Annotated in this window: 25 protein-coding genes and 5 tRNA genes; 18 read left to right on the top strand and 12 right to left on the bottom strand. The window is 61.7% G+C overall.

All coding sequences use genetic code 11. The annotated features are described in order from the left end of the window. Positions 1 to 4: 4 nt before the first annotated feature. On the top strand, positions 5 to 646 hold the full coding sequence (gene plsY, locus U5L73_RS15330) for a glycerol-3-phosphate 1-O-acyltransferase PlsY (RefSeq protein WP_322563144.1): 642 nt from the start codon (positions 5 to 7) through the stop codon (positions 644 to 646). Positions 647 to 678: 32 nt separating this feature from the next. On the opposite strand, the gene U5L73_RS15325 is transcribed toward plsY, so the two are convergent. From U5L73_RS15325 to U5L73_RS15315, 3 genes are read right to left on the bottom strand one after another with little or no spacing between them, the layout of a single operon-like run. Further along, positions 679 to 1,641, bottom strand: a complete 963-nt coding sequence (locus U5L73_RS15325; protein ID WP_322563143.1) for an HD-GYP domain-containing protein — start codon at positions 1,639 to 1,641, stop codon at positions 679 to 681. A 5-nt stretch (positions 1,642 to 1,646) separates the two neighbouring features. Next, entirely contained in the window at positions 1,647 to 2,291 is a 645-nt protein-coding gene (locus U5L73_RS15320) for a retropepsin-like aspartic protease (protein WP_322563142.1), read from the bottom strand. After that, positions 2,291 to 2,776, bottom strand: coding sequence for a YajQ family cyclic di-GMP-binding protein (locus U5L73_RS15315; RefSeq protein WP_322563141.1), 486 nt, complete (start codon positions 2,774 to 2,776; stop codon positions 2,291 to 2,293). The genes U5L73_RS15320 and U5L73_RS15315 overlap by 1 nt, the downstream gene beginning before the upstream one ends. A gap of 38 nt (positions 2,777 to 2,814) precedes the next feature. Here U5L73_RS15315 and murB point away from each other — a divergent pair, with 38 nt between their 5' ends. Beyond that, complete coding sequence (gene murB / locus U5L73_RS15310) at positions 2,815 to 3,885, top strand: UDP-N-acetylmuramate dehydrogenase (RefSeq protein WP_322563140.1); 1,071 nt, start codon at positions 2,815 to 2,817, stop codon at positions 3,883 to 3,885. Between the two features lie 45 nt (positions 3,886 to 3,930). Continuing rightward, positions 3,931 to 4,896 carry a complex I NDUFA9 subunit family protein gene (locus U5L73_RS15305; RefSeq protein WP_322563139.1) on the top strand — a complete coding sequence of 322 codons (966 nt, stop codon included), beginning with the start codon at positions 3,931 to 3,933 and terminating at the stop codon, positions 4,894 to 4,896. Here U5L73_RS15305 and U5L73_RS15300 read toward each other — a convergent pair. The 5 genes from U5L73_RS15300 to U5L73_RS15280 all read right to left on the bottom strand — a co-directional run bounded on the left by U5L73_RS15300 (position 4,873) and on the right by U5L73_RS15280 (position 9,792). Then, positions 4,873 to 6,786 carry an ATP-binding protein gene (locus U5L73_RS15300; protein ID WP_322563138.1) on the bottom strand — a complete coding sequence of 638 codons (1,914 nt, stop codon included), beginning with the start codon at positions 6,784 to 6,786 and terminating at the stop codon, positions 4,873 to 4,875. The two genes, U5L73_RS15305 and U5L73_RS15300, sit on opposite strands and share 24 nt — an antisense overlap. A gap of 9 nt (positions 6,787 to 6,795) precedes the next feature. Then, positions 6,796 to 7,302, bottom strand: coding sequence for a molybdopterin-dependent oxidoreductase (locus U5L73_RS15295; protein WP_322563137.1), 507 nt, complete (start codon positions 7,300 to 7,302; stop codon positions 6,796 to 6,798). 339 nt (positions 7,303 to 7,641) lie between these two features. Then, positions 7,642 to 8,973 (bottom strand): argininosuccinate synthase, encoded by a 1,332-nt coding sequence (gene argG, locus U5L73_RS15290; protein WP_322563136.1) that lies wholly within the window; start codon positions 8,971 to 8,973, stop codon positions 7,642 to 7,644. Positions 8,974 to 9,076: 103 nt separating this feature from the next. After that, entirely contained in the window at positions 9,077 to 9,403 is a 327-nt protein-coding gene (locus tag U5L73_RS15285; RefSeq protein WP_138514678.1) for a pyrimidine/purine nucleoside phosphorylase, read from the bottom strand. Positions 9,404 to 9,441: 38 nt separating this feature from the next. Continuing rightward, positions 9,442 to 9,792: an ArsC family reductase gene (locus U5L73_RS15280; protein ID WP_322563135.1), complete on the bottom strand. Its 351-nt coding sequence runs from the start codon at positions 9,790 to 9,792 to the stop codon at positions 9,442 to 9,444. Positions 9,793 to 9,840: 48 nt separating this feature from the next. On the opposite strand from U5L73_RS15280, the gene folC reads away from it, so the two are divergent. The 12 genes from folC to U5L73_RS15220 all read left to right on the top strand — a co-directional run bounded on the left by folC (position 9,841) and on the right by U5L73_RS15220 (position 17,982). Beyond that, complete coding sequence (gene folC, locus U5L73_RS15275; RefSeq protein WP_322563134.1) at positions 9,841 to 11,187, top strand: bifunctional tetrahydrofolate synthase/dihydrofolate synthase; 1,347 nt, start codon at positions 9,841 to 9,843, stop codon at positions 11,185 to 11,187. A gap of 13 nt (positions 11,188 to 11,200) precedes the next feature. Then, positions 11,201 to 12,010: an SPOR domain-containing protein gene (locus U5L73_RS15270; RefSeq protein ID WP_322563133.1), complete on the top strand. Its 810-nt coding sequence runs from the start codon at positions 11,201 to 11,203 to the stop codon at positions 12,008 to 12,010. 12 nt (positions 12,011 to 12,022) lie between these two features. Continuing rightward, positions 12,023 to 12,511 carry a CvpA family protein gene (locus U5L73_RS15265; protein WP_313873787.1) on the top strand — a complete coding sequence of 163 codons (489 nt, stop codon included), beginning with the start codon at positions 12,023 to 12,025 and terminating at the stop codon, positions 12,509 to 12,511. Positions 12,512 to 12,521: 10 nt separating this feature from the next. Continuing rightward, a complete protein-coding gene (purF, locus tag U5L73_RS15260) occupies positions 12,522 to 14,024 on the top strand; it encodes an amidophosphoribosyltransferase (RefSeq protein WP_313873786.1) in 1,503 nt (500 codons plus the stop codon). Positions 14,025 to 14,028: 4 nt separating this feature from the next. Beyond that, the gene (locus tag U5L73_RS15255) at positions 14,029 to 15,240 is read left to right on the top strand and encodes an O-succinylhomoserine sulfhydrylase (RefSeq protein WP_322563132.1); all 1,212 of its coding nucleotides are present in this window, start codon (positions 14,029 to 14,031) and stop codon (positions 15,238 to 15,240) included. Positions 15,241 to 15,242: 2 nt separating this feature from the next. Beyond that, the gene (gene gltX / locus U5L73_RS15250) at positions 15,243 to 16,643 is read left to right on the top strand and encodes a glutamate--tRNA ligase (protein WP_322563131.1); all 1,401 of its coding nucleotides are present in this window, start codon (positions 15,243 to 15,245) and stop codon (positions 16,641 to 16,643) included. Between the two features lie 75 nt (positions 16,644 to 16,718). After that, a tRNA-Ala gene (locus tag U5L73_RS15245) sits at positions 16,719 to 16,794 on the top strand. Positions 16,795 to 16,826: 32 nt separating this feature from the next. After that, positions 16,827 to 16,902: transfer RNA gene (locus U5L73_RS15240), tRNA-Glu, on the top strand. Between the two features lie 102 nt (positions 16,903 to 17,004). Continuing rightward, positions 17,005 to 17,081 (top strand) — tRNA-Asp (locus U5L73_RS15235). Between the two features lie 59 nt (positions 17,082 to 17,140). After that, positions 17,141 to 17,216, top strand: a tRNA-Glu gene (locus U5L73_RS15230). Between the two features lie 102 nt (positions 17,217 to 17,318). Further along, positions 17,319 to 17,395 (top strand) — tRNA-Asp (locus U5L73_RS15225). A 197-nt stretch (positions 17,396 to 17,592) separates the two neighbouring features. Then, positions 17,593 to 17,982 (top strand): DUF1345 domain-containing protein, encoded by a 390-nt coding sequence (locus U5L73_RS15220; protein ID WP_322563130.1) that lies wholly within the window; start codon positions 17,593 to 17,595, stop codon positions 17,980 to 17,982. Here U5L73_RS15220 and U5L73_RS15215 read toward each other — a convergent pair. From U5L73_RS15215 to U5L73_RS15205, 3 genes are read right to left on the bottom strand one after another with little or no spacing between them, the layout of a single operon-like run. Next, entirely contained in the window at positions 17,979 to 18,911 is a 933-nt protein-coding gene (locus U5L73_RS15215) for a DMT family transporter (RefSeq protein ID WP_322563129.1), read from the bottom strand. The two genes, U5L73_RS15220 and U5L73_RS15215, sit on opposite strands and share 4 nt — an antisense overlap. Next, complete coding sequence (locus tag U5L73_RS15210) at positions 18,912 to 19,406, bottom strand: methylated-DNA--[protein]-cysteine S-methyltransferase (protein ID WP_322563128.1); 495 nt, start codon at positions 19,404 to 19,406, stop codon at positions 18,912 to 18,914. It abuts the gene before it with no gap. A 39-nt stretch (positions 19,407 to 19,445) separates the two neighbouring features. Next, positions 19,446 to 21,023 (bottom strand): DNA-3-methyladenine glycosylase 2 family protein, encoded by a 1,578-nt coding sequence (locus U5L73_RS15205; RefSeq protein ID WP_322563127.1) that lies wholly within the window; start codon positions 21,021 to 21,023, stop codon positions 19,446 to 19,448. Positions 21,024 to 21,143: 120 nt separating this feature from the next. On the opposite strand from U5L73_RS15205, the gene U5L73_RS15200 reads away from it, so the two are divergent. The 3 genes from U5L73_RS15200 to U5L73_RS15190 are packed head-to-tail and all read left to right on the top strand — an operon-like array spanning position 21,144 to position 24,996. After that, the gene (locus U5L73_RS15200) at positions 21,144 to 22,544 is read left to right on the top strand and encodes a phosphomannomutase/phosphoglucomutase (RefSeq protein ID WP_322563126.1); all 1,401 of its coding nucleotides are present in this window, start codon (positions 21,144 to 21,146) and stop codon (positions 22,542 to 22,544) included. Continuing rightward, entirely contained in the window at positions 22,541 to 23,596 is a 1,056-nt protein-coding gene (waaC, locus tag U5L73_RS15195) for a lipopolysaccharide heptosyltransferase I (protein ID WP_322563125.1), read from the top strand. The genes U5L73_RS15200 and waaC overlap by 4 nt, the downstream gene beginning before the upstream one ends. A gap of 20 nt (positions 23,597 to 23,616) precedes the next feature. Continuing rightward, positions 23,617 to 24,996: a 3-deoxy-D-manno-octulosonic acid transferase gene (locus tag U5L73_RS15190; RefSeq protein ID WP_322563531.1), complete on the top strand. Its 1,380-nt coding sequence runs from the start codon at positions 23,617 to 23,619 to the stop codon at positions 24,994 to 24,996. Here U5L73_RS15190 and U5L73_RS15185 read toward each other — a convergent pair. Further along, positions 24,974 to 26,308: a TolC family outer membrane protein gene (locus tag U5L73_RS15185; protein ID WP_322563124.1), complete on the bottom strand. Its 1,335-nt coding sequence runs from the start codon at positions 26,306 to 26,308 to the stop codon at positions 24,974 to 24,976. The two genes, U5L73_RS15190 and U5L73_RS15185, sit on opposite strands and share 23 nt — an antisense overlap. Between the last annotated feature and the right edge of the window lie 50 nt (positions 26,309 to 26,358).

Raw genomic sequence — 26,358 nt, 5'->3', positions numbered from 1 at the left:
TGTTTTGAATTCTGTGTTGTACCCCCTGTTGGCAACTGTCGCCGCCTACCTCATCGGGTCTTTGTCGTTCGCTGTCATCGTCAGCCGCGTCATGGGCCTGAACGACCCGCGCACCTACGGCAGCAAAAACCCTGGCGCCACCAATGTGCTGCGCTCCGGTTCCAAAGCTGCGGCCGTGGTCACGCTGCTGCTTGATGCCGTCAAAGGCTGGTTGCCGGTGGCGGCCATCCAGTGGTGGGGCCAGCCTTATGGCTTGGGCGAGGGCACTATGGCCTTGGCAGGCTTTGCGGCTTTCATCGGACACTTGTATCCGGTGTTCTTCAAGTTTGTAGGGGGCAAGGGCGTGGCCACGGCAATGGGTGTACTGGTGGCTACCAGTGGCGGGTTGGCTTTGGCCACCGGCCTGACCTGGCTGGTCGTGGCCTATGCCTTCCGCTACTCGTCGTTGGCGTCTTTGGTGGCGGCCTTGTTCGCACCGGCCTACTACGCCTTTGGCGACGGTGTCGCCTGGATTACCGATCGCAACCTGCTGCTGTCAACGGCGGTGATGTCCATCTTCTTGATCTGGCGCCACTCGGAAAACATTTCCCGCCTGGTTAAGGGCACCGAATCCAAGCTGGGCAAGAAAAAAGAAGCCGGCAAGTAAACCGCCGGCGTGGCCGCCGCTGGCCGGCGGCCTCAGGCCATGCTCAGGGCTTGGCTGCCCAGCTGCAACAAATAGAAGTGGTTCAGTGGCGTGCGCACCGCCACCGCGGGCAGGGCAGAGCGGATCTTCGGTGGGGAGTTGCCGGTCGCATGCAAGCGCGGCACGTTGTGAAACTCGCCGCTGGGTTTGCCGATCACCACCACAAAGGGCTCATTGGCGGTGCTGCTGCGGCGCACTACCACCGCCAGTTCATCGTTTTCCAGGCGCACATACGTCCCGGGAGGGCACAAGCCCACCGAGCGGATCAGCGCCTGTCCGATTTCATCGACCCCCGCAGTTGCCCGCGCCATCACCGAGCGGGCTGATTCGGTGGCGCTGCGCCCGGTACGAGACGCGCGCGGGCTGATCATGGCCGCATAGCGGTCCACGACCTTCAAAATCCGGGTTAACAGCAGGGTGCGGTGGGTTTCGTCGCCGGTATTGCGGTCCACCGAATCATCGTGGTGGCTGGACACGATTTCCAGCCACGCGTCGTCCGACACCCCCAAGTTCGCCAACATCATGGCGCCCTTGATCGGGTGAGCGCGAATGGCGTCTTGCTGGGCCTGGTTGGGCCGCTCGGTTTGGGTAGCCAACTGGTCTTGCAAAGCAGTCATGGCCACATTCATGGTCAGTGCCGCGTGGACCAGGCTGTTGCGCTCCGCGGGCAGCAGCTTCAACTCGGTGCCCACCATGTGGCACAGCACCGCGCATACCAGTGCGTGCGAGGCGCTGTACCCGACCGGCGAATTGCTAGCCAGTTGAAACAAGAGGTACAGGCCCACATCCGGATCGCGTTGCAGCAGGCCCTGCATCCACCGGTCGTATTGCACCACCCGGTAGGCAAATTGCTGGGTGGTTGCAGGGCTGCCCAGAATAACGCCCAGGCCAGACTCCAGGTCAGACCACTGGCCCAACAAGTCTTCGTAAGCGTTTTCGTCTCGCACGGCGGTCATCGGGCTCAAAACCGTTTGTCTAAAACCATCTGGTCGTTGGTGCGGTTCATCTGGAAACGGCCCAAAAAGCTATTGCCCAGCAACACATAGGGCATCGAAGCCGGCGTGATGACGGCATCTACGCCGCTGACTGACACATCGCCCAAGCGGACGTTGTTCAGTGTCATGCGCCAACCGGGCACCACGCCATTCGCAGTGTTCATTTGCACACGGTCACCGTTTTGGTACTTGAGCCCGATACGGTCGGCTTCGGCCGCGCTGATAGACACAGCGGTAGCGCCGGTATCCACCATGAAACGCACGATACGTCCATTGATCTGGCCATCCGACATAAAGTGACCACCTGGCCCCGCCGCCAACACAACCCGGTTGCCGCTCGCAGGCTGGCCTGCCCCGGTGCCCACATTCGCTGGCGCATCGCCAACCCGCAGGGACATTTTTTTGCCGGCAATCTCCACCACCACCGAGTCGCCCTGCAAGGACACCACTTTCACTCCCATATGCGTGGCACCTACGGCCACGCTTTTGGGAAAGCCGCCATCCACAATCAGCAGCGCCTTGTCGCCCAGCGTCCCGTTAATGGCGACTGTCTGGCCCCATGCAGCGGGGGCCAGCAACAGGGCCAACAGCAAGCGGGCGGCGGTGCGCATCAGTCGCGGAAGTTGTCGAAAGTCAAAGGGATATCGGTCACATCCTTGCGGATCAGGGCCATGGCAGCCTGCAAGTCATCGCGCTTGGCGCCGGTGATGCGCACTTTTTCTTCCTGAATGGCAGCTTGCACCTTGAGTTTGCTGTCTTTCATCAGGCGCTGGATTTTCTTGGCCAACTCGGACTCGATGCCGTTGCGCACCTTAATCACCACCTTGACCTTGTCGCCGCCCATTTTCTGGACATCGCCACGGTCCAGGAAGCGCACATCGACCTCCTGTTTGGTCAGTTTGTTGCGCAATACGTCTTCAATCTGGTCGAGCTGGAACTCCGCATCGCCGATCAAGGTGATTTCTTTGTCTTTGATTTCAATCTTGGCAGCGGTGCCTTTGAAGTCAAAGCGGGTGCCGATTTCTTTGGCAGTGTTTTCTACGCCGTTCTTGACCTTGACCAGGTCGGCTTCACAAATGGTATCGAATGAGGGCATGGGGCTCGCTCTAAAAAATGCAATGAGACAATCTGGGAATGGTAGTCGAGAAAAACATTCCCCTTCAGGCGTTCAACACCTTCCGCATTGTGGCCAAAGCCCAGGCTCTGGCCCGAATCACCAGTGAAGCAGACGTCCACCAACTGTTGGCTGATACTGAGTGGGCCGCTGTGCCCAAGTTTGTGCTTGGTGGCGGCAGCAACATTGTGTTGACTGGCGACGTAAAACCCTTGGTACTCAAAGTCGAGGTCATGGGGCGCCGGGTGGTGGGCGAAACCGCCAAGACAGTGATTGTGGAAGCCGGCGCTGGTGAAAACTGGCACGACTTCGTGACTTGGACCCTGGATCAGCACCTGCCGGGCCTGGAAAACATGGCCCTGATTCCCGGTACCGTTGGCGCCTCGCCAGTGCAAAACGTGGGTGCTTACGGGGTGGAGCTGCAAGACCGCTTTGACTCGCTGGACGCTATCGACCTGCAGACCGGCCAAGTATTCACCCTGAACGCCGCCCAGTGCGCTTTTGGCTACCGCGACTCCGTCTTCAAGCACGCCAGCAGCGGCGATGCCGATTCGCACCAGGCTTTGGGGCTCAAAGACCGTGCCCTGATTTTGCGGGTGCGCTTTGCCCTGCCCAAAGTCTGGAAGCCGGTGCTCGGCTATACCGACATTGAGCGCAAAATGGCCGAGCACGGCGTGACCGAGCCCACCGCCCGCCAGATTTACGACTGGGTGTGCGAGGTGCGCCGCGCCAAGTTGCCGGACCCCGCAGTCATCGGCAACGCCGGCAGCTTTTTCAAAAATCCCACGGTCACCGCCGAGCAGTGCGAAGACATCATCGCCCGCGACCCCAAAGTAGTGCACTACCGGCTCGACAACGGCTCGGTCAAGCTAGCTGCTGGCTGGCTGATCGACTCGTGCGGTTGGAAAGGCAAATCTGTGGGCCAAGCCGGCGTGTATGACAAGCAGGCCCTGGTGCTGGTAAACCGCGGTGCCGGGGTGGACGGCAACGGCGCCACCGGCGGCGAGGTGATGACGCTAGCCAAAGCCATTCAGACCAGTGTGTATGAGCGTTTCGGCATCTTGCTGGAGCCCGAGCCGGTGGTGATCTAAACCCCTGCCTTGCAGTCAGGTGCCCGAAGGGGCTAACCTATCTGCATGAAAAACATATTTGTTCTTGGTGGTACCGGCTTTGTCGGGAGCCACGTGGTCCAGAAGCTGGTTAAACAGGGCTACACCGTCACGGTGGCTACACGCCGTGCGCGGAATGCGCGTGAGCTGCAAACCCTACCCACCGTCACTGTGGCGGAGCTCAATGTGCACGACCCGGCGGCGCTGCAGCAGGCGCTGGCGGGGCACGACGCGGTGGTGAACCTGGTGGCCATTCTCCACGGCACAGAGGCCGCGTTTCAGAGGGTGCATGTAGACCTGCCCGCCAGCCTCGCCCGCGTTGCGGTGGCGGTTGGTGTGCCGCACGTGGTGCACGCCAGCGCGCTCGGTGCCAACCCCCAGCAACCCCAGGCTGCACCCTCGCGCTACCTGCGCAGCAAGTCACAGGGCGAATTGGCGCTGCGCCACCCGGCCTTGGCCGTCTCTGTGCTGCGCCCCAGCGTCATTTTTGGTGCGGAGGATAAGTTTTTGAATATGTTTGCCAAGCTCCAACAAGTGTTTCCCTTCATGCCGCTGGCCGGTGCCCATGCGCGCTTTCAGCCGGTGTGGGTGGAAGACGTTGCCACCGCCGTGCTGCGCTTGGTGCAGGCCCGCGCGGCGCAAGGTTCGGTGGGCGTGTGGGAGGCTTGTGGCCCGCAGGTCTACACCTTGGGCCAGCTGGTTCATGGTGCTGGCGTGTGGGCCGGCATTGCCGAGGGGCGTGGCCGCCCGGTCATCCCGCTGCCGGAGTGGGCGGGGCGCCTGCAAGCCGCTCTGATGCAGCTCGCCCCCGGCGAGCCGCTCATGAGCCGCGACAACCTCGACTCGATGAAGGTTGACAACGTGGCCAGCGGCACCGTGCCCAGCTTGTCAGCCTTGGGTATTCAGGCCTCTGCCTTGGAGCCTATTGCCCTCGATTACCTGCAGCGCGGCCTGCCGAGCCACGGTTTGCTAGGGCTGCGCCGCAAGGCCTGAGCTGGCTGGCTGCGCCACCGGGGCTGCAGCCAGGCACTTTTGCATCGCGGCTTGCAGCTGGCCGATCTGCACTGGTTTGGTCACAAAATCGTTCACGCCTGCGGCCATGGCTTGTTCTTTGGCGTCGTTCATCACATCGGCCGTCAGCACAATGATGGGCACCTGGCCCATCGCGCCCGGCATGGCGCGAATGATGCGCGTAGCGGTCAGCCCGTCCATCACGGGCATGTGCACATCCATCAGCACCAGGTCAAACACCTCGCGCTGCGCGGCCTCTACCGCGATCTGGCCGTTCTCGCAAAAGGTGGTTTTGCATCCCATCTTGTCGAGCAGAATGCCCACAAATTTGCGGTTCACCGGGTGGTCTTCGGCCACCAGCACGCGCAGTGCATCCAGCGGCGCAGCGCCGTCCGGCGCGGGGTTGGCGGCACCCGGGGGCGCCGCTGGTTTGACCAGGGCCTGAATCGCCAGCGTGGGGCTCGCCTGGGGCGGTGCCGGGCAGGTAGTAAACGGCAGGTGCAAGGTGAACACCGAGCCTTTGCCCGGTGTGCTTTCTACCTCAATAGCGCCGCCCATCATGCGGGCCAGCGTTTGCGAAATCTCTAGCCCCAGGCCTGTACCCGCAAACTTGCGTGCCAGCCCGCCGTCCACCTGGTAAAAGCGCTGAAACAGGCGCGAAAGCACATGGTCATCCATGCCGATGCCGGTGTCCTCCACTAAAAAGGCGAGGCCGGTATTGCCGTCGGTGCGCGGGCGGGGCACGATGGTCAGCGTCACACTGCCATGCTCGGTGAACTTGAGCGCGTTGCTGACCAGGTTGAACAAAATCTGTTTCAGGCGGGTGGCGTCGGCCAGCACCCAGGGGGGCAGGTCTGCTTGCACCACGATAGAGAACTTCAGCTGCTTTTCGACCGCCAGCGGGTTCATGAGCGCATTGACCTCGCTCAGCAGGGCGGTAAGGTGCACCGGCTCGGGGTTGACCGTCATTTTGCCGGCCTCGAGGGCAGACACATCCAAAATATCGTTCAGCAGCGTCAACAGGTGGTTGGCGGACCCCTTGGCGGTCTTGATGTAATCCACCTGCACCGGCGTGAGCGGTGTGCTCTCCAGCAGACTCATCATGCCCAGCATCCCGTTAAAAGGGGTGCGCAGCTCATGGCTCATGTTCGCCAGAAACTGGCTTTTGCCACGGTTGGCCGCTTCGGCGCGGAAATGGGCCTCGCGCAGCTCGTGGGTCAGGTCTTCCAGAGCCTGGCGCTCTTGCTCCTGGCGGCGTTGGCGCCACGCCAGCGCGCCCGCTGCCAGCAGCAAAAAGATCAGCTGCGCCAAGGTCAGGCGAATGATCTCGTTGTTTTGCTGCAGCATCGTCTTGTCCTGGCTCTCTAGCAGGGCCGCCACTTCAGAGTTGGCGGCAAAGCTCAAGGCCTGCACATCCACCCCGATGGCGTTGAACGCCACCAGCAGGGTGGCCAGGTCTTTTTTATTCAGCGGGTTGGCGGCCATTACTTGGTCGGCTTGGGCGATCAGCTCGTCCAAGTGGGGCATGGCGGTTTGGTACTCCGGGCGCTGGGTGATCAGCTCGGTGGTCGGGTTTTCGCGCAGCAGCGTCAGGCGGCTCAAAAACAGGTCGTAGCGCAAGGTCAGGTTGTCCACATCCGGCGCATCGGGGCGGACCACGGTGGCCTCCAGAGCCTGGCGGAAGCGCAAAAACTCCCGCTCAAACTGGAACACCAGCGCCGTGACCGAGTCTGCCCGCAGGTCGTTCGCCCGCTCAATCGCCTGCTTTTGGGTAATTTGCAGACCCAACAAAATAGCCATGGCCACCGCCAGCACACCGGTGCCAACGGCCAGCCACAGCAGGTAGCGCCTGTTTTTACTAGAGCCTTTCAACGGGTCCCCTTAGTCCACAGCAATCGACTTCAGTTGCCAGGCCGAGCGCTCGTAATACACGTTAGAGCGCAGCTCAGCCTTGGTATCAAACGGGTAGACGATAAACAGCGGCCCCTTGGTGCGCACAGGAATCGGCTGGTCGTTCATCTGGTGCGCCACGATCACGTCAAATTTGGTGGCGTCATCCAGCGGAATGGTGGTTTGGTAGTCGTTCAGGGCGGTGGCCTTGAGTGTGGTGCCGCTGGCCTTGGCCGCTGCCAACACATCGCGCAACAAAGGGCCTTTGAATTTGATGGGGTTTTTGTCCCAAGGCGTTTTGGTGCTGAAGGTCTGCTGCGGCAGCTTCTCCAGCATGGCCAGGTCGAAGGCGGCACCCTCTGCACTGTTTTTGTCTGCCACTTTGCCGGTAACCGTCAGGATCACCTTGCCTTTGGCCGGCTCTAAAGCCTGTGCAGCCGGCAGGGCTGCCATCCATACCAATGCTGCTGCAACGAGAGGGCGTCTGGCAATAGTCATCCTGAAACTCCTAGTGGGTGAATGGGCCAAGCTAGTGTAATTCACGAGCCCCGTGTTTATCAATTAAAACGGCAACTTTGGTGAAATTAAAAATTGTGCGGCAGTTGGCGCGGTGGGATGTGTTTTTTATTACTATGTTTTTGATAGCGGCGAGCGCATATTCTAAAGGGGCTAGCGGCCGGTTTGGTATGTGTAACCGTCTGGTTCGCACATAGTGCCGTATGCCCCTTGGGGTTTGTGGCCTTTGGCGGGCAAACCCGTTTGACGTCCGTGCACAAGTAACAAAGCCCGCCAGGCTTCCACTCGGCGGGCTTTGTCTTTGGGGTTTGGTGAAGCGGCTTAATTACCCAACTTCAAGAAATCATCCCCCTTGCCCAACTCCAGCAGGCCGGCGTTGGAATACACCGCCAGCTTGGCGCGGGTGTCAGTGATGTCCAGGTTGCGCATGGTCAGTTGGCCGATGCGGTCCAGCGGGCTGAAAGGTGCGTCCTCCACTTTTTCCATGCTCAGGCGCTCGGGCGCGTAAGTGAGGTTGGGGCTTTCGGTGTTGAGCAGGCTGTAGTCGTTGCCGCGGCGCAGTTCCATGGTCACGGTGCCGGTCACGGCCTTGGCGACCCAGCGTTGGGCGGTTTCGCGCAGCATGATGGCCTGGCTGTCGAACCACCGGCCTTGGTACAGCAGGCGACCGAGCTTGCGGCCGTTTTCGCGGTACTGCTCGATGGTGTCTTCGTTGTGAATGCCGGTGACCAAACGCTCGTAGGCAATAAACAGCAGCGCGAGGCCGGGGGCTTCGTAGATGCCGCGGCTCTTGGCTTCGATGATGCGGTTTTCGATCTGGTCGCTCATACCAAGGCCGTGGCGGCCGCCGATTTCGTTGGCCTTGAGGATCAGGCTCACCAGGTCGTCAAAGCGCTGACCGTTCAGGGCGACGGGGCGGCCTTCTTCGAAGGTAACGCTGACTTCTTCGGCTTTGACCACGCAGTCGTCGCGCCAGAAGGGCACGCCCATGATGGGGTTGACGATTTTGATGCCGCTATTCAAAAACTCCAGGTCCTTGGCTTCGTGCGTGGCGCCCAGCATGTTGCTGTCGGTGGAGTAGGCCTTCTCAGCCGACATCTTGTAGCCAAAGCCGTTGGCGGTGATGAAGGCGCTCATCTCGGAGCGGCCGCCCAGTTCGTCGATGAACTGTTGGTCCAGCCAAGGCTTGTAAATTTTGAGGGCGGGGTTGGTCAACAGGCCGTAGCGGTAAAAGCGCTCGATGTCGTTGCCCTTGAAGGTGCTGCCGTCGCCCCAGATGTTGACGTCGTCCTGCTTCATGGCGGTCACCAGCATGGTGCCGGTTACGGCGCGGCCCAGCGGCGTGGTGTTGAAGTAGGTTTGGCCGGCGGTGGTGATGTGGAAGGCGCCTGCTTGCAGCGCGGCAATGCCTTCAGCAGCCAGTTGGGGGCGGCAGTCGATCAGGCGGGCTTTGATGGCGCCGTATTCCATGGCCTTGCGCGGGATCTCGTCGTAGTCGGCCTCATCGGGCTGGCCCAGGTTGGCGGTGTAGGCGTAGGGCAGGGCGCCCTTTTGCTTCATCCACAAGAGGGCAGCGCTGGTGTCCAGGCCGCCGGAAAAAGCGATGCCGACCTTTTGGCCGACGGGGATGTTTTGCAGGATGGTGTTTGACATGTTTAAGGCCTTAATCGGGCGGTAGCACCCGCACAATATGCGCGGGTAGCTATGAAATCAGGAGTAAATCGCTCAGGGCTTGAACCGGTGAGTAATCCGCAAATTAGCCGAAGTGGCAGATGTAGTGGTAGGCGGCATGGCCTTCCGTCACACGGATTTGGAACTTGGCGTTGCCGGGCACGTTGAATTTGTCGCCTTCGCCGCTGGTGACCCACACGTCGCTGCCGTCGAGTTTGTAGTCGCAGCTGCCGCCCACGCATTCCATGATCTCGGGGGCGCCGGTGTTGAAGGTCAGGGTGGCAGGCAGGATGACGCCGACCGACTTTTTGGTGCCGTCCGCCAGGGTAAAGCCGTGGCTCACGCACTTGCCGTCGAAGTACACATTGGCTTTGGTGGTGACGGAAACGTTGTCAAAGTGGGTCGTGGTCATGGTCAAACGTGGAAAAGTAAAGAGAAGAGGGCGGAATTTTAGGTCACCCGGGTTTGGAGGGCCGCGTCCGAGAAGCCCACGGTCACGGTGCCGTCGGCCCACACCACCACCGGGCGCTTGATGACGCTGGCGTTCGCTAGCATGAGTTGGGCGGCCGAAGTGGCGTCCACCACGGCGGCTTGGGTGGCCTCGTCGAGCTTGCGCCAGGTGGTGCCTTTGCGGTTCACCAGCGTTTCCCAGCCCACGGCGCGTATCCAGCCGGGCAGCAGGTCGGCGGGCACGCCCTGCTTTTTAAAGTCATGAAACTCGTGGATGACATGGTGCTCGGTCAGCCAGGTGCGGGCCTTTTTTACCGTGTCGCAGTTGGGAATGCCGTAAAGAATGGTCATCCCTCTATTGTGGCAGTGCATTGCCGGTGGGCGACAATGGCGCCCGCTATGGAACACACCCCTTCTCTTTCTCCCCTGACCGCGCAATCTTCTCTGGCCGACTGGCTGGGCTACATCGAGTCCATGCACCCCAAGGGCATCAACGGCATCGAGCTGGGTCTGGGCAAGGTGCAAGAAGTAGCCAAGCGCATGGGGCTGCGGTTTGACTGCCCGGTGTTCACCGTGGCGGGCACCAACGGCAAGGGCTCCACCTGCGCCATGCTGGAGAGCATTCTGGGGCAGGCGGGTTACAAGACGGGCGTCTACACCTCGCCCCACCTGGTGCACTTTGAAGAGCGCATGCGACTGCTGGACGAGGCGGCACCTGCTATCAAATTTGTAGCTGCATTCGCAGAGGTGGAGAGCGCCAGGTGCCAAAAAGATGCCGAAATCGCGCTAACTTATTTTGAATTCACCACGCTGGCCATTTTGTGGGCGCTCTCCCAAGAGGGGCTGGACGCGGTCATCCTCGAAGTCGGCCTGGGCGGGCGGCTGGATGCGGTCAACATCGTCGACACTGACTGCGCCATCATCACCAGCATCGACCTCGACCACATGGAGCTGCTGGGCAAGGACCGCGAGACGATTGGCCGCGAGAAGGCCGGCATCATGCGCACCGGCCGCCCGGTGGTGGTGAGCGACCCCGTGCCGCCGCAAAGCGTGCTGGACCGCGCGCTGGAGATAGGCGCGGACCTGTGGACGGTGGGCACCGACTTCAATGTCTCCGGCGACAAGCAGCAGTGGGGCTGGGCCGGGCGCGGGCGCCGCTACAGCGGGCTGGCTTACCCGGCGCTGCGCGGTGCCAACCAGTTGGTCAACGCATCGGGCGTGCTGGCTGCACTGACCGCCCTGCGCGAGCGCCTGCCGGTCACGGCGCAGGCCGTTCGCAACGGGCTGGCCTTTGTGGAGCTGCCCGGGCGCTTCCAGATCATTCCCGGCCAGCCCAGTTTGGTGCTGGACGTGGCACACAACCCGCACTCGGTGGCGGCGCTGGCGGCCAACCTCGATGCCATGGGTTTCTTCCCCACCACCCACGCCATTTTTGGTGCCATGGCCGACAAGGATTTGGCGCCCATGTTCGCCAAGGTGGGCCCCATGATCGACCGCTGGTATTTCACCGACCTGCCCAGTCCGCGCGCGGCTAGCGGCGCCAGCTTGCAGGCCCAGTGGCAAGCCCAAAACACCCGCAAAGATGCTTCGGCCACCGTCCATGCCGACCCCATGGCGGCGCTGAATGCTGCCATCGCTGCGGCAGACCCCGCTGATAGAATCGTGGTCTTTGGGTCGTTCTACACCGTGGGCGGCGTTCTGCAACAGGGCACCCCACGCCTGCAAGCCAAACATCTGAACCCTTAAGTCTCTTCCGCTCATGGCCTTTTTCAAGTTTCGCAAAGGTGGCGACGAACAGCCCACCCCACCCACCGCGTCCGAGAGCGTAGAGGCCATGCGCAAGCGCGCACGCCACCGGCTGGTGGGCGCTGCGGTGCTGGTGCTGATTGGCGTGGTCGGCTTCCCGCTGTTGTTCGACAGCCAGCCGCGCCCGATGGCCGTAGACATTCCGATTGAAATTCCAGACAAAGGCAAAGTTCGCCCCCTGGGCGCGCCAGTAATACCTGCGGCCACTCAGTCCAGTGGCGTGGTGATTGAAGAGCGCGAGGAGCCTGCAGCGCCAGTGGCCAGCACGCCGGTCCCCAAAGCAACCGAGACCAAGGCAGCCGTCGCCAAGCCGGAGCCCAAACCCGAGCCCACGGCGGAGACAAAACCAGAGCCAAAGCCTGAACCTAAAGCCGAACCCAAGCCCGCTGCCAAACCTGCTGAAAAAGTAGCGGACAAGCCCGCTGATAAAGCGGCCGCCGAGGCTGCCAAAGCCCAAGCCTTGTTGGATGGCAAGGCGCCGAGCGATGTGAAAGCGACCGACAAACCCAGCGACAAGAAGCCCGCTGCGGACACCGGCCGTTTCGTGGTGCAAGTGGGCGCCTATAACGAGTCTGCCAAGTTGCAAGAAGCCCGCTCCAAGGTCGAAAAAGCCGGTTTTAAAACCTACACCCAGGTGGTGGGCGCCAAAGAGAGCCAGCGTACCCGTGTGCGCATTGGCCCGTTTGCCAGCAAGGCAGATGCGCAAAAAGCTGCCGATAAGCTCAAAAAATTGAACCTGCCTGCTGCCATTCTGGAGCTGTAAAGCGAGCCCGCCATGCCCACTGTGGACTGGATTTTTCTGGCTGTGTTGTTGGTCTCGCTGGTGGTTGGCGCTTGGCGGGGTCTGGTGTTTGAGGTGTTGTCGGTCCTGAGTTGGGCCGCTGCGTTTGTGTTGGCCCAGTGGTTTGCGCCCGATGTGGCGGCGCATCTGTCGATGTCCGGAGCCGGCGAGCCGATCCGCTATGCCGCTGGCTTTGTGATTGTTTTTGTAGCGTCTATTTTTGCGGGAGGCTTGGTGGCCTTTCTGCTCAAGAAATTGGTAGCAGCAGTGGGGCTGCGTCCGGCAGACCGCATGCTGGGCGCGGGGTTTGGACTGGTGCGCGGTGTGCTGCTGCTGTTGGCGGTGACCGTGGTGGTGGGCATGACGCCGCTGCACACCAGTGTCTGGTGGACAGAAGCCACCGGCCCGCAGCTAACCGGCATGGTCCTCAAAGGCCTGAAGCCTTTGCTACCGCAAGATTTTGGCAAGTACTTACCTGAGTGAGTGAAACCCTATGTGTGGAATTGTTGGCGTTGTTAGCAACGCACCCGTCAACCAGTTGATCTACGACGCGCTGTTGCTCTTGCAGCACCGCGGCCAGGACGCAGCCGGCATCGTCACCCAGCAGGACCGCAAGTTCTTCATGCACAAGGCCAAGGGGATGGTGAAGGACGTGTTCCGCACCCGCAATATGCGTTCTCTGGCAGGCAACTCCGGCCTGGGCCAGGTGCGCTACCCCACGGCGGGCAATGCGTTTAGCGAAGAAGAGGCGCAGCCTTTTTATGTGAACGCGCCTTTTGGCATCGTGCTGGTGCACAACGGCAACCTGACCAACGCCAAAGCCCTGAAGGCCGAGTTGTTCAACCTGGACCACCGCCACATCAACACCGAGAGCGACTCCGAAGTCTTGCTCAACGTGCTGGCCCACGAAATCGAAGTGTCAACCCGTGGTCTGCCTTTGCAGCCCCAAGACTTGTTCACCGCCGTGTCACGGGTGCACAAGCGCATCAAGGGCTCGTATGCAGTGATCTGCCACATTGCCGGTCATGGCTTGCTGGCCTTCCGCGACCCGTTTGGCATTCGCCCCTTGTGCTTGGGCAAGGGTGCGGACGGTACCCACATGGTGGCCAGCGAGTCGGTGGTGCTGGAAGGCACCAGCCACCAGTTTGTGCGCGATGTGCAGCCGGGTGAAGCCGTATTTATCGCCTTAGATGGCACGGTGCACAGCCAGCAGTGCGCGGCGAATCCGCAGCTGATGCCTTGTATTTTTGAGTTTGTGTACCTAGCCCGCCCGGATTCGGTGATGGACGGCATCTCGGTGTATCAAGCGCGTTTGAACCTGGGCGAGACCTTGGCCAAGCGCGTGATCTCTACCGTGCCGCCGAACGAAATCGATGTGGTGATTCCGATCCCCGAATCCAGCCGCCCCAGCGCCGCGCAGTTGGCCCAGTTGCTGGGCTTGCCCTACCGCGAAGGGTTTGTGAAAAACCGCTACGTGGGCCGCACCTTCATCATGCCGGGGCAGGGCGTGCGCAAAAAATCAGTGCGTCAGAAGCTCAACGTTATTGCCAGCGAGTTCAAGGGCCGCAATGTGCTGTTGGTGGATGACTCCATCGTCCGCGGCACCACTTCTAAGGAGATCGTGCAGATGGCGCGCGACGCCGGTGCCCGCAATGTTTACCTTGCCAGCGCTGCGCCACCTGTGCGTTACCCCAATGTGTATGGCATCGACATGCCCACCAGCAGTGAGTTGGTGGCCTACAACCGCACCGTCGAAGAGGTGCGTGAAATCATCGGTTGCGACGCGCTGATTTACCAGGACGTGGATGGCATGAAAAAAGCCATCGGCTCCTTGAGCAAAAACCTAGCGGGTTTTGATGCCTCTTGCTTTGACGGCGTTTATGTCACCGGCGACATTTCGTCGGACGACATTGCCCGCCTCAACGAGAACCGCGTAGGTGCTGAAGAAGGCCAGGAAGATACCTCCCGCCTTGCGCTGCCCAATCACGCAGACTGACCCTATGAAACAGATTGATTTGCCCGAAGGTTTGCACGGCGACACCCTGGCGGTGCGTGCGGCCCTGGAACGCAGCCAATACGGCGAAAACTCCGAAGCGCTGTACCTCACCAGCGGCTATGTGCAAAACAATGCTGCCTCCAGCGCTGCGCGGTTTGCTATGGAGGAAGAGGGTTTTACCTATTCCCGCGTGAGCAACCCCACTGTCACCAGTATGGAAATCCGGCTAGCGGCGCTCGAGGGCACCGAAGCGGCGATTGCCACCTCGTCCGGCATGTCGGCCATTCTGTTGCTGGGCATGGCGCTGCTCAAAGCTGGCGACCATGTGATTTGTTCGCAATCGGTGTTTGGCTCGGTCATCCCGATGTTCAGCCGCGAGTTTGCGAAGTTCGGCGTGGAGACGACCTTTGTGTCCCAAACCGACATCGAGGCCTGGAAGGCCGCGGTGCGCCCCACCACCAAGCTGCTGTTTGCCGAAACGCCGACCAACCCTCTCACCGAGGTGTGCGACATCCAGGCCTTGGCCGACATTGCGCACAATGCCGGCGCCTTTTTGGCCGTGGACAACTGCTTTGCCACGCCGGTGTTGCAGCGCCCTGCGAGCATGGGCGCGGATTTCATCATCCATTCCGGCACCAAGTTTTTGGATGGCCAGGGTCGCGTGATGGCGGGCGCCATTTGTTGCACCCAAAAGCAACGCGACGACATGTTTTTGCCCGTGATCCGCACCTGCGGCATGGTGCTGGCGCCCTTCAATGCCTGGGTGTTGCTCAAGGGCATGGAAACACTGGCCCTCCGTGTGAAAGCGCAGTCGGAGACTACTTTGGCCCTGGCCCAGTGGCTGGAAGCCCAGCCGCAAGTGGCGCGCGTGTTTTACCCTGGCTTGACTAGCCACCCGCAGCACGAGCTGGCCATGCGCCAACAGTCCGGCTGCGGTGGCGCGGTACTGTCTTTTGAGGTGAAGGCACCGGACGTGGAGACCGCGCGCAAAAACGCTTCCCATGTGCTAGACAGCATGCAGGTGCTTTCGCTGTGCACTAATCTCGGCGACACCAAAACGCTGGCGGCACATCCTGCCAGCACCTCGCACGGCCGCTTGTCGGAAGTGCAGCGGCAGGCGGCCGGTATCGGCCAGGGCCTGATTCGCGTGGCCGTGGGCCTGGACCATATCAATGACATCACCGCCGATCTGGCGCGTGGTTTGAACACACTGTAAACATGAGCAAAATTCGCACGCGCATCGCGCCTTCGCCTACCGGCTTTCTGCACCTGGGCACGGCCCGCACCGCCTTGTACTCGTGGGCCTATGCCCGCCACTTTGGTGGTGAGTTTGTGCTGCGCATTGAAGACACCGACGTGGCCCGTTCCACCCAGGACTCGGTGGACCAGATTCTGGAATCCATGCGCTGGCTAGGGCTGGAGTACGACGAAGGCCCCATCTACCAAATGCAGCGCTTGGAGCGCTACAAGGCCGTGGTGGACCAGCTGATTGCAGAAGGCAAGGCCTATTACTGCTACAGCACTCCCGAAGAACTGGATGCTGTGCGCGAAGCCAAAAAGGCCCGTGGTGAAAAAGCGCTGTACGACGGCACTTGGCGCCCCGCACCCGGCAAAACCTGTCCTCCCATTCCCGAAGGCGTCAAACCCGTGGTGCGCTTTTGTAACCCGCAAGACGGCGAGGTGACCTGGAATGACTTGGTCAAAGGCCCCATCACCATCAGCAACCGCGAGATTGATGACCTCATCATCGTGCGCACCGACGGCATCCCCACCTACAACTTTGCAGTGGTAGTAGACGATTGGGACATGCAGATCAGCCACGTGTTCCGGGGCGATGAGCACATCAACAACACACCTTGGCAGATCAACATCTTTAATGCCCTGGGCGCGCCTTTGCCCGAGTTCGGCCACTGTCCGGTTATTCTGGGCGACGACGGGCAGAAGCTGTCTAAGCGCCGTGGCGCCGTGAGTGTGACCGCCTACGAAGAGGGCGGTTACCTGCCCGAGGCCATGTTGAACTACCTGGCCCGCTTGGGCTGGAGCCATGGCGACGAAGAGCTGTTCAGCCGCGAGCAACTGGTGAGCTGGTTCGACGGTACCCACTTGAACAAGAGCCCCGCGCAGTGGGACCCCGCCAAGTTGCTGTGGGTGAACGCCCACTACATCAAGCAGGCGGATAACGCACGCTTGGCGCCACTGGTCGCTGTGCAGTTGGCCAAGCAGGGCGTTCAGTTGGCAGACGATGTCATCGGCAACCATTTGCCCCTGGTGTGCGGTTTGCTCAAAGACCGTTGTGATACCACCGTGTCGCTCGCGACCTGGGCTGCCAAGTTTTATGCGGATTTGCAGGTGGACCCCGCCGAGCTGGCCCAGCACGTGACGGAGGCAGTTAAGCCCGCGATTGCGGCGCTGGCTGCCAAGTTGACCGATTGCGCCTGGGATAAGGCGTCTATTGCAGCAGTCATTAAAGAGGTGTTGGCGGCTCACAGTCTCAAGATGCCCCAGCTGGCGATGCCGGTCCGCGTGCTGGTCATGGGCACTGCGCAAACGCCTTCGCTGGATGCCGTACTGGAACTCAGCGGTAAAACAAAAGTTTTGGAGAGACTTGCTAAAGCCTGAAAAACTTGTATATAATTTGAGGCTCGGAAGTTGATAACAAAGCTAACCAAAAATTAGCGACGTCACCAGGAAATTGGGGGTATAGCTCAGCTGGGAGAGCGCTTGCATGGCATGCAAGAGGTCAGCGGTTCGATCCCGCTTACCTCCACCAATTCTTCTGAAGCGGATTAGTTCCAAGGTTTTGACCCTATCGTCTAGAGGCCTAGGACATCACCCTTTCACGGTGAGTACCGGGGTTCGAATCCCCGTAGGGTCGCCAAGTTTTACCGCGAGGTAAACGGCAACAAGTTGGTAACAGCTTCTGCAAGGAAGCGACTTGGCTCCGAGTCGAAAGACGCAGAGCAAATGGTTACCGCTACCAGGAGTGGTAGTTCAGTTGGTTAGAATACCGGCCTGTCACGCCGGGGGTCGCGGGTTCGAGTCCCGTCCACTCCGCCAAATTTTGAAAAGCCGTTGTTAAATCAACGGCTTTTTTCTTGAAGAGTTTTCTAGGTTTTGACCCTATCGTCTAGAGGCCTAGGACATCACCCTTTCACGGTGAGTACCGGGGTTCGAATCCCCGTAGGGTCGCCAAGTTTTACCGCGAGGTAAACGGCAACAAGTTGGTAACAGCTTCTGCAAAGAGGCAACTTGGCTCGGGGTCGAAAGACACAGAGCAAATGGTTACCGCTACCAGGAGTGGTAGTTCAGTTGGTTAGAATACCGGCCTGTCACGCCGGGGGTCGCGGGTTCGAGTCCCGTCCACTCCGCCAAATTCAAGAAGCCGTTGCATGTACTTGCAACGGCTTTTTTGTTTTCTCTTGGCCCTGCCGTCACGGTTGCACAATCAAGCAATGTGGATACATCGACTTTCTCGCACCACCGGACATCAGCGCCTGTGTGGGGGGCGTGGCAGCGGTGATACCCAGCCCTTGGCCCATGGAACTGCAGGGGCTCATCGCTTGGATTTGTGGCGGCCATTGCCATGCTCTTGTCGAATAGCCGCGATATGGCATTGCTGACCCGGGTGGGTCATGTTTTGGTATCTCTATTGGCGCTGATGAGCTCTTGGCTGCTGATGCAATGCATTTTTGCCTTTCGCTATGCGCATCTGTACTATCAGAGCGAGTTGAAAGGCCGCCCTGCGAGCGCTGGCTTGCAGTTTCCGGGCGTTCTGCCGCCCGACTATTTCGGCTTCTTGTACCACGCCCATGTGGTGGGCATGACATCGCAAGTGTCGGATGTGGTGGTGACATCCCGGCCCATGCGCCACCTGACGCTGCTGCACAGTCTCGCGGCCTTTGCCTTCAATATGATGGTGCTGGCCTTGAGTGTGAATGTGATGGCTGGGTTGCTTTAGTCACCCGGGGGCAAAGGCGCCTTGCCCCAGGATAGCAAGCCCGTGGAGAGCGAGGTGCCCAGCATGATGACTGCGCCGCACAAGCCCATCCAAAGCGTGACCGACTCCCCGAGCAGCACCACGCCATACAAAATGGCGAACACCGGAATAGCGTAGGTGACGGACAAGGCGCGCGAGGGGCCTGTGCGCTCGATCAGGCGGAAGAAAATCACATAGGCTAAGCCAGTACACACCACACCGAGCGCGATGACTGCGCCCCAGGCCTGCAAAGGCGCGGGTTCGGCGGGCCACGTCCAGATGGCAAGCGGCAACAGGGCTAAAGAGGCGCCCAATTGGCTGCCGGTGGCGAGCACCAAAGACGGTACCCCCGGCAAAAAGCGCCGGGTGAAGCTGGCTGAAATGCCATAAAACAGGCACGCTGTTAAACACGCGATCACGGCCAGCGTGCTGGAGCCTGCCCCCGGAGCGCCGCCAGAGTCACGGTTCAGTGCCAGCATGGCCACGCCCAAAAATCCGACCACAAGCCCGAGGATGCGCGAACCCTGCAACCTGTCGCCCAGCCACCACCATGCGATAGCCGCGCCGAAGAGCGGCACGGTGGCGTTGAGCAAGGCTGACAGGCCAGTGGAAATCGACAACAACGCCCAAGACAGGCAGGCAAATGGAATCGCCGAATTCAGCACGCCCACGGTAAAGCACAACTTCCAGTGCTGGCGCAGGGCAGGTAACTGGCCGCGCAAAGCGAGCAAAGGCAGCAAAAACAGGCTGGCAATGCAGACGCGTAAACCCGCTGTGGGCAGTGCACCAAACGCCTTGCCGCTGGTGCGCATGAACAAAAACGAAGCCCCCCAGATCGCGGCCAACAACACGAAGTCAAAGACCCACGCTGGTGCTGCGGGCGAGGATGGGGAGGAAGAGGGGGCGCTCACTCAGGGCTTTCGTTGTTCGAGGTTCAGTAATGCGGCTTTGCGGTCCACGCCACCGGCGTACCCGGTCAGGCTGCCATTGCTGCCGAGCACGCGGTGGCAAGGCACCACGATGCTCAAGGGGTTGCGCCCGACGGCTGCCGCAACTGCCCGCACTGCGGAGGGCCTGCCTATCTGCTGGCTTAAGCCAGAGTAGCCGATGGTAACGCCGCAAGGAATATCCAAGAGCGCTCGCCAGACCGATTGCTGAAAGGCGGTGCCATTGCGCAGGTCAAGCGGCAGCGAAAACTGGCTGCTCTCACCGGCAAAGTAGGCGGCCAGTTGCGCTTGTGCCTCGGTGGTCGTGAAGTGATCGCCGAACGCCAGCCCTGCGACATCAGGATAGTGCTTTTGCTCTTCAAACCAGACCCCGAGCAGGCCGGCATCATGGCCGGCGAGCAGCATGGGGCCCAAGGGGCTGGTCCAGCGGGATAGGCGTGCGGTGGTGGGAGTTTTCATGAAATAGGCCTCTAGCGCTCATGGAATACGCGCAAATAGCTATGTTTTTGATAGTAAATGCCAAGCGGGAACGGTGGCGTAGCCCCGCCAGGGCCGCCAGCGTTGTGACATAGCCTCAGCTGTCGCAGCGGGGTGATTGGCCTCACGCACGCCGAGTGCAGACTGCAACGCGACATCGCCCGAAGGAAACGCATCCGGCCAGCGCAGCGCGCGCAGGGCGATGTAGTGCGCGGTCCACGCGCCTATGCCGGGCAAGGTCTGCAGTTGCGCCATGATGGCAGGTACATCACCGCCGGGTTGCAGGTGCAGTGCGCCGGATTGCACCGCGCGGGCCAGCGACAGGATGGCTTGTTGCCGTTGCTTGACGATACCCAGGCGCCCTAATGCTTCAGGCGATAGCGCCGCGAGCGTGGCGGCGTCCGGAAAGCAGCGCGCCAAGCCTTCAGGCGCTAGGGCGAGTGGAATGCCGCAATGGTCCGCCAGCCGTGCGGTCAGGGTGCGGGCGGCTTTCACGGTGATTTGCTGGCCCAAGATAGCGCGCACGCCTAGCTCCAGCCCGTCCAAGGTGCCGGGCACCCGTATGCCTTCACTCCCCGTGAAGTCGGGGCACAACACCGGGTCCATCGCAGCCGGGTCCGCATCCAGGTCCAGCCACGCGCGCATGCGGTTTAGCACCTCTGGCAGCGCGCTGGCCAGCGACTCGCTGATGCGCAGCTGCACCCGGTGTTGTTCCTCGGCCCATTGCGCTTCCACCCACCCGCGCAGCTTGGTGGCTTTCTGGGGCAAGCTGACAGTGCGGCGGATCAATCCCTTCGCTGGGTCCACCGATTCGACGCCGGCAATGGCCCGGTTGGCAAAGAAATCCAGCAGCTGCCTGACGTTGAAGGGCGGGCGGTAGGCAGCTTGAAAACGGAAAGCTGCGGCCTCAGGCGCCAGATCGCGCGCTGCATCGCTGACCTTTGCGGTTGAAGCTGTCGTTGGGGCTGACGGGATCTGTATCGGCTTGCGTAGCGCCGTAGGTTGTAGCCGGTAATGCTGCACAAATGCGGCGTTGAAGCGGCGCACGCTGGCAAACCCACTGAGCGCAGCCACGTCCGCCACGGGCAGCCGCGTGTCGGTGAGGAGTTGCTTGGCTGTCAGCAAGCGGCGGGTCTGCAAGTAGCGCAGTGGCGTGATGCCCCAATGCGCCTCGAAGATGCGGCGCAAATGCCGGTCGCTGATGCCCAGCCGGGCCGCGATGGCTGCGATGTCCGGAGCCTCATCGGCCTGTGCGGGCTGCTCCATCAGGTCTGCGGCTTGCAATGCGAGCATGGCGCTGGCGTCTTGTGTGCTCCAGTGCAGGGCCGCGTTCTGCGCGGGTGCCAACTCGGGGCGGCAGCGCAGGCAGGGACGGAAGCCGGCCGCTTCTGCTTGGGCCGCGCGCTCAAAAAAGCGGCAGTTTTCTGCTTTTGGGGTGCGCACACGGCAGACCGGCCTACAGTAAATGCCGGTGCTGGTCACCCCGGTGAAAAAGCGGCCATCAAACCGGGCATCCCGCGCCTGCAGTGCCAGATAGCGGCCAGCGTCGTCTGCTGGCGCCTCTGGCGCAAGGTTGGCTGGGGGCTGGGTGGAGGGCATGCGGCTGATGATACGCAGCGCCGCCCGTCGGAGTAGCCGTTTCCGGACATGTGCCTGCCGCCTACAATCCAGCCCACCCGCCAGAAGGCGGTTTTGGCCCTATCTGAACCCTTGCGCTGCATGCTTCTGTCCCCCCGAATTTTCAAAGCCTACGACATCCGCGGTACCGTGCCCTCCACGCTGACGCCCGAGGTGGCACACCTGCTGGGCCGTGCCTTCGGTGCGCTGGTGCGCGAGCAGGGCGGCGAGACAGTATCCGTGGGCCGCGATGGCCGGCTGAGCAGCCCTGCGTTGGCAGAGGCGCTGATCTCTGGCCTGTCAGCGGCAGGCGTGCGGGTGATCGACATCGGCCTGAGCACCACGCCGCAGCTGTACTTTGCGACCCACACCCTGTGCCCGCACGGTATTCAGGTCACCGGCAGCCACAACCCCAAGGACGACAACGGATTCAAGATGGTGCTGCACCACCAGGCTTTGTATGGCGATGCGGTGCAGGACCTGCGCCAGCGCATGGAAGCACTACTGGCGAGCCCGGACGTAGATGCGGTGCGCGTGCCTGCCAAGCCTGTGCAAAATGTTGATGTGCTGCCAGCCTACCGGGAGCGCATCGTCCAAGACATTCAGCTGGCCCGCCGTATGAAGGTCGTAGTAGACAGCGGCAATGGCGTAGCCGGCGCCAGTGCGCCGGATTTGTTACGCGCTATCGGCTGCGAGGTGCAGGAGCTGCACAGCGTGGTGGACGGCCATTTTCCGAACCATCACCCCGACCCGAGCCGCCCTGAGAACCTGGTGGACTTGGTGCGCGCCTTGCGCGAAGGGGATGCTGAAGTGGGATTGGCCTTCGATGGCGATGGCGACCGCGTAGCCCTGGTCACCAGCGATGGCAAAACCATCCATACCGACCGGCAGCTGATGTTGCTGGCCCCCGAAGTGCTGACGCGCCACCCCGGTGCGGCGATCGTGTTCGATGCCAAGTGCAGCCAAGGCTTAGCGCCCGTGATTGAAGCTGCTGGCGGCGCGCCGGTGATGGACCGCACCGGCCACTCGCTGCTCAAAGCCAAGATGCGCGCACTCAATGCGCCCTTGGGCGGAGAGGTCAGCGGTCATTTGTTTTTTGGCGACCGCTGGTTCGGCTTTGACGACGGCACCTATGCCGCCTGCCGCCTGCTGGAAATCTTAAGCCGCACTGCGGACGCCAACGCCGTGCTGCACTCACTGCCTGATAGCCACATCACGCCTGAGTTGCACATTGCCTGCGCGGAGGGCGAAGCCCATGCGCTGGTGGATCAGTTACTCGCCACACTCACACTGGATACAGATGCCCGCCTCAACGCCGTAGACGGCCTGCGCGTGGACTGGCCTGATGGCTTCGGCCTGCTGCGCGCCTCCAACACCACCCCGGTGCTGGTGATGCGCTGCGAAGGCCGCACGCCCGAGGCGCTGGCCCGTATTCAGGCCTTGCTGATGGAGTGGGTGCGACGCATCCAACCTCATGCCGCCCTCATGGAGGCCTCGCATTGAAAGCGCCCCAAAAGATTTTGATCGTCAAACTCTCGTCCTTGGGCGACGTGGTGCACGCAATGCCGGCAGTGCAAGACCTGCGCGCAGCCTTTCCAAACGCCCGCATTGACTGGGTGGTGGAGCGCGGTTTTGCGCCGCTGGTGGCGCGCTGCGAGGGCGTGGCGCGTGTGATTCCGTGCGAGATCCGCGCTTGGAGCAAAAAGCCGTTTGCCGCTACTACCCGTACCGATTGGCGCAGTTTCAAGGCCGACCTGCAGCAAGACGCGTATGACGCGGTGATCGACCTGCAGGGCTTGAGCAAGTCCGCACTGGTGGCTTGGCAGGCCCGCACCACGCCGGAAGGGCGCCGCTACGCCATGGCCAACCAGACCGAAGGCTCGGGCTACGAGGCGCCCACGCGCTGGGTGGCAGACGTTGCCATCACGCTGGAGCCCCGTGTGCATGCGGTGCAACGTGGCAGGTTGTTGTGTGCCAAGGCACTGGGCTACACCCCCGCAGATGCGTTGCGCTTCGGGCTGGTGGGCAAAGATTGCGCCTTGAGTGCGCCGCTGCCCAAACACCTCGGCCATGCTGAAAACCCCTTTGTGCCCCGCAAACCGCTGGTGGCCATGGTGCACGGCACCTCGCGTGCCGACAAGGAATGGCCGCTGGACCACTGGGTGGCCTTGGGCCGTCGGTTGAACAACGCCGGCTTTTGCGTGGCCTTGCCCCATGCCGGCGCCCGCGAGCTGGAGACCAGCCGGGCGATTGCCGCCGGGCTGGAGTCGGAATGGGTATTGCCTGCCGTGGGGTTGGATGTGCTGACCGACACCTTGGCCCACTGTGCAGGCGTGATCGGGGTGGACAGTGGGGTGAGCCATATTGCGGTCGCGCTCGACTTGCCGCATGTGCAGATTTACAACTTCGACACCGCCTGGCGCACCGGCCCCGCAGCGCTGGATGCGCGGGGCAAGCCCGCGCGGCAATGCAGCGTCTACGCACAGCCCTGCCCGGATGTGGAGTCTGTGTGGTCCGCCTGGGAAGCATTGGCGACGCCGGTGCTCAGCCGCTGAACCTGCACGATACAACCCTGATGATGCGCGCCCTCTACTCCCTGCTGACCTACATCGCCCAACCCTGGCTGCGGCGCAAACTGGCCCGCCGCGCCAAAGTGGAGCCGTTGTATGGGGAATGGGTGGAGCAGCGTTTCGGGCATTACGACGATGCGTTTCACTCACTCCCTCAGCCTGCCACTGCAGCGGGTGGTGCACCGGTGGTCTGGTTGCACGCAGTGTCGCTGGGCGAAACCCGCGCTGCTGCGGCATTGCTGGCGCGCTTGCGCGAGAGCCTGCCCGGCATGCGCCTGGTGCTGACCCACGGCACCGCCACGGGTCGTGAGGCTGGCAAGGCTTTGCTGCAGCCGGGCGATGTGCAAGTCTGGCAGCCGTGGGATACGCCCTCGGCGGTGGGCCGCTTTTTGGCGCACTTTCGGCCCGACGTGGGCTTGCTGATGGAGACCGAGGTCTGGCCCAATCTGGTGGCCGGCTGCGCACAGCGCGGCGTGCCCCTGTGCCTGGTCAACGCCCGCATGAGCGACAAGACCTATCAGCAATCCCGGCGCCTGCGCTGGCTGGCCGGTCCGGCCTATCGTGGCCTGCATGCGGTGTGGGCCCAGAGCGAAGCGGATGCCCAGCGGCTGCGCGCCTTGGGTGCAACGGTGCAGGGGGTGTTGGGTAATTTCAAATTCGACGCCACTCCTGACGCCGCGCTGCTGGCCCGGGGCCGCGCCTGGCGCGCAGGCGCGGGACGCCCCGTGCTGATGTTTGCCAGCTCGCGGGAAGGCGAAGAGCAGATGTTGCTCGACGTTTTGAAACAAAAGTGGCCTTTGGCGCAGGTGGATATTGCGCGATCAGCTCCTGAATCGATAGCAAAGGGTGCGCAAACCAGCGTAAGAATGCCCTTCCAGCTGCTGGTGGTGCCACGCCATCCGCAGCGCTTTGCCGAGGTCGCAAAACTGTTTGCCGATGCCAGTTACTCCGTGTCCTGCCGCAGCCAGTGGGGCGAAGCGCCAGAGACTGCGGACGTGTGGGTGGGCGACTCGCTGGGTGAAATGGCGCTGTACTTCGGCATGGCCCATGTGGCTTTGTTGGGTGGCAGCTTTGCAACGCTGGGCGGACAAAATCTGATTGAAGCTGCCGCCTGCGGTGTGCCAGTGTTCATGGGGCCGCACCTTTTCAATTTCACCGAGGCCTCCACGCTGGCGGCAGAGGCCGGCGCCGCCCAGCGATGCGAAGACATCGCCCATGCTGTAACGGAAGCGGCGGCCACGGCGGGTGATGCAGCCCGCTTGCACGGCATGCAGGAAGCCGCCTTGGGGCTGGGCGCCGCACACCGCGGCGCTGCATTGAAAACGGCCACCGAAGTGGCCGCTGTCGTGCGCCGGGTCGCTGTTACGGCGCCAGCTGGCTGTTGATCGGTGCCAGGTCGTCAGCCTTCAGGGTGCCGGCGGCCTGCTTGAGCTTCAGGCCGCCTACCAACACGTCGTAACGCGCCTTGGACAAACTGGCCTTGGTGCTAAACAACTGGCTCTGGCTGTTGAGCACATCGATGTTGATACGCACACCCACTTGGTAGCCCAGTTTGTTGGCTTCCAATGCGCTTTGGCTGGAGGCCTCGGCAGCTTCCAGGGCCTTGACCTGTGCTTGCCCGCTTTGCACCCCGAAGAATGCGGTGCGGGTGACCTGCGCAATGGTGCGGCGACTGGCTTCAAGGTCGGTGCGGGCCTTGTCTTCCAAGGCCAGTGTTTCCTTGATGCGATTTTGGGTGGCAAAGCCGGAAAACAGGGGCAAGTTGAAGCTCAGGCCGACGGTGGCCACATTTACCCGGCTGTCGCCAAGGGCTTGGTTGGTACCGTTGTTGTTCACGGCCGAGTAGCTGCCGGTCAGGTCGAGGGTGGGTTGGTGGCCGGCTTGCGCCTTGGTAGTCTCGAGTTCTGCCACGTTGAGTGCGACCTTGAGCTGGGTCAGCGCCGGATGCTGGGCATCCGCTTGCTGCACCCAGGCTTCGGGGTTAGCCGGCTCCAGCGGTGCCAAAACGACCGGCGCTGCCAAAGGTTTGGGGCTGGCATTGCTCATGCCCACCAGCTGGTTGAGGGCGATGGATTTGACCCGCAGATCGTTCTCCGCCGCGAGTTCCTGGGCGACCACCAGGTCAAAGCGGGCCTGGGCTTCGCGGGTGTCGGTGATGGTGGAGGTGCCCACTTCGAAATTGCGTTTGGCAGAAGCCAATTGCTCGGCCACCGCCGCTTTCTGAGCTTTGACGAAGGTCAGGCTGTCGGTGGAGGCCAGTGCATCAAAATAAGCTTGGCTCACCCGCACGATCAGGTCTTGTTCGGCGGACTGCAGTTGCGCCTGCGCCAACTCGACTTGTTTCATGCCCTGCTCGTGGCTGGCTTTGTTGACGGGGCGGTATAGAGGCTGCGAGGCACTGATGGTGGCAGTTTGCGCCCCATAGCTGCGATCGGGGTTCGGGAGCACTTCCTGATTGGAGCGGCTTGCGCCGAGGGCGAAGTTGGCGCTGGGTAGTAACAAGGCTTTGGCCTGCTCGGCTTTGGCCTGGTTGGCTTCAAACAAGCTCTTGGCGGACTGGTAGCTTGCGTCATAGCCGCGCGCAGCGGTGTAAAGGTCTTGCAGGCTTTGGGCAGATGCCGGCACAGCGGCGCCGAAACCGGCGACGGCCAGCGCCATGGTCAACACAGGCAGGCGGGGGGTGAAAAGGCGGTGCATGAAGAGCTTTCTCAGTCGGAAGGTCAAAAAACAGAATCTCGGGGCGGTGC

This window comes from Rhodoferax sp. (assembly GCF_034520025.1).
Lineage (GTDB): Bacteria > Pseudomonadota > Gammaproteobacteria > Burkholderiales > Burkholderiaceae_C > Allorhodoferax.
This window is presented reverse-complemented; position numbering and strand designations above follow the sequence as displayed.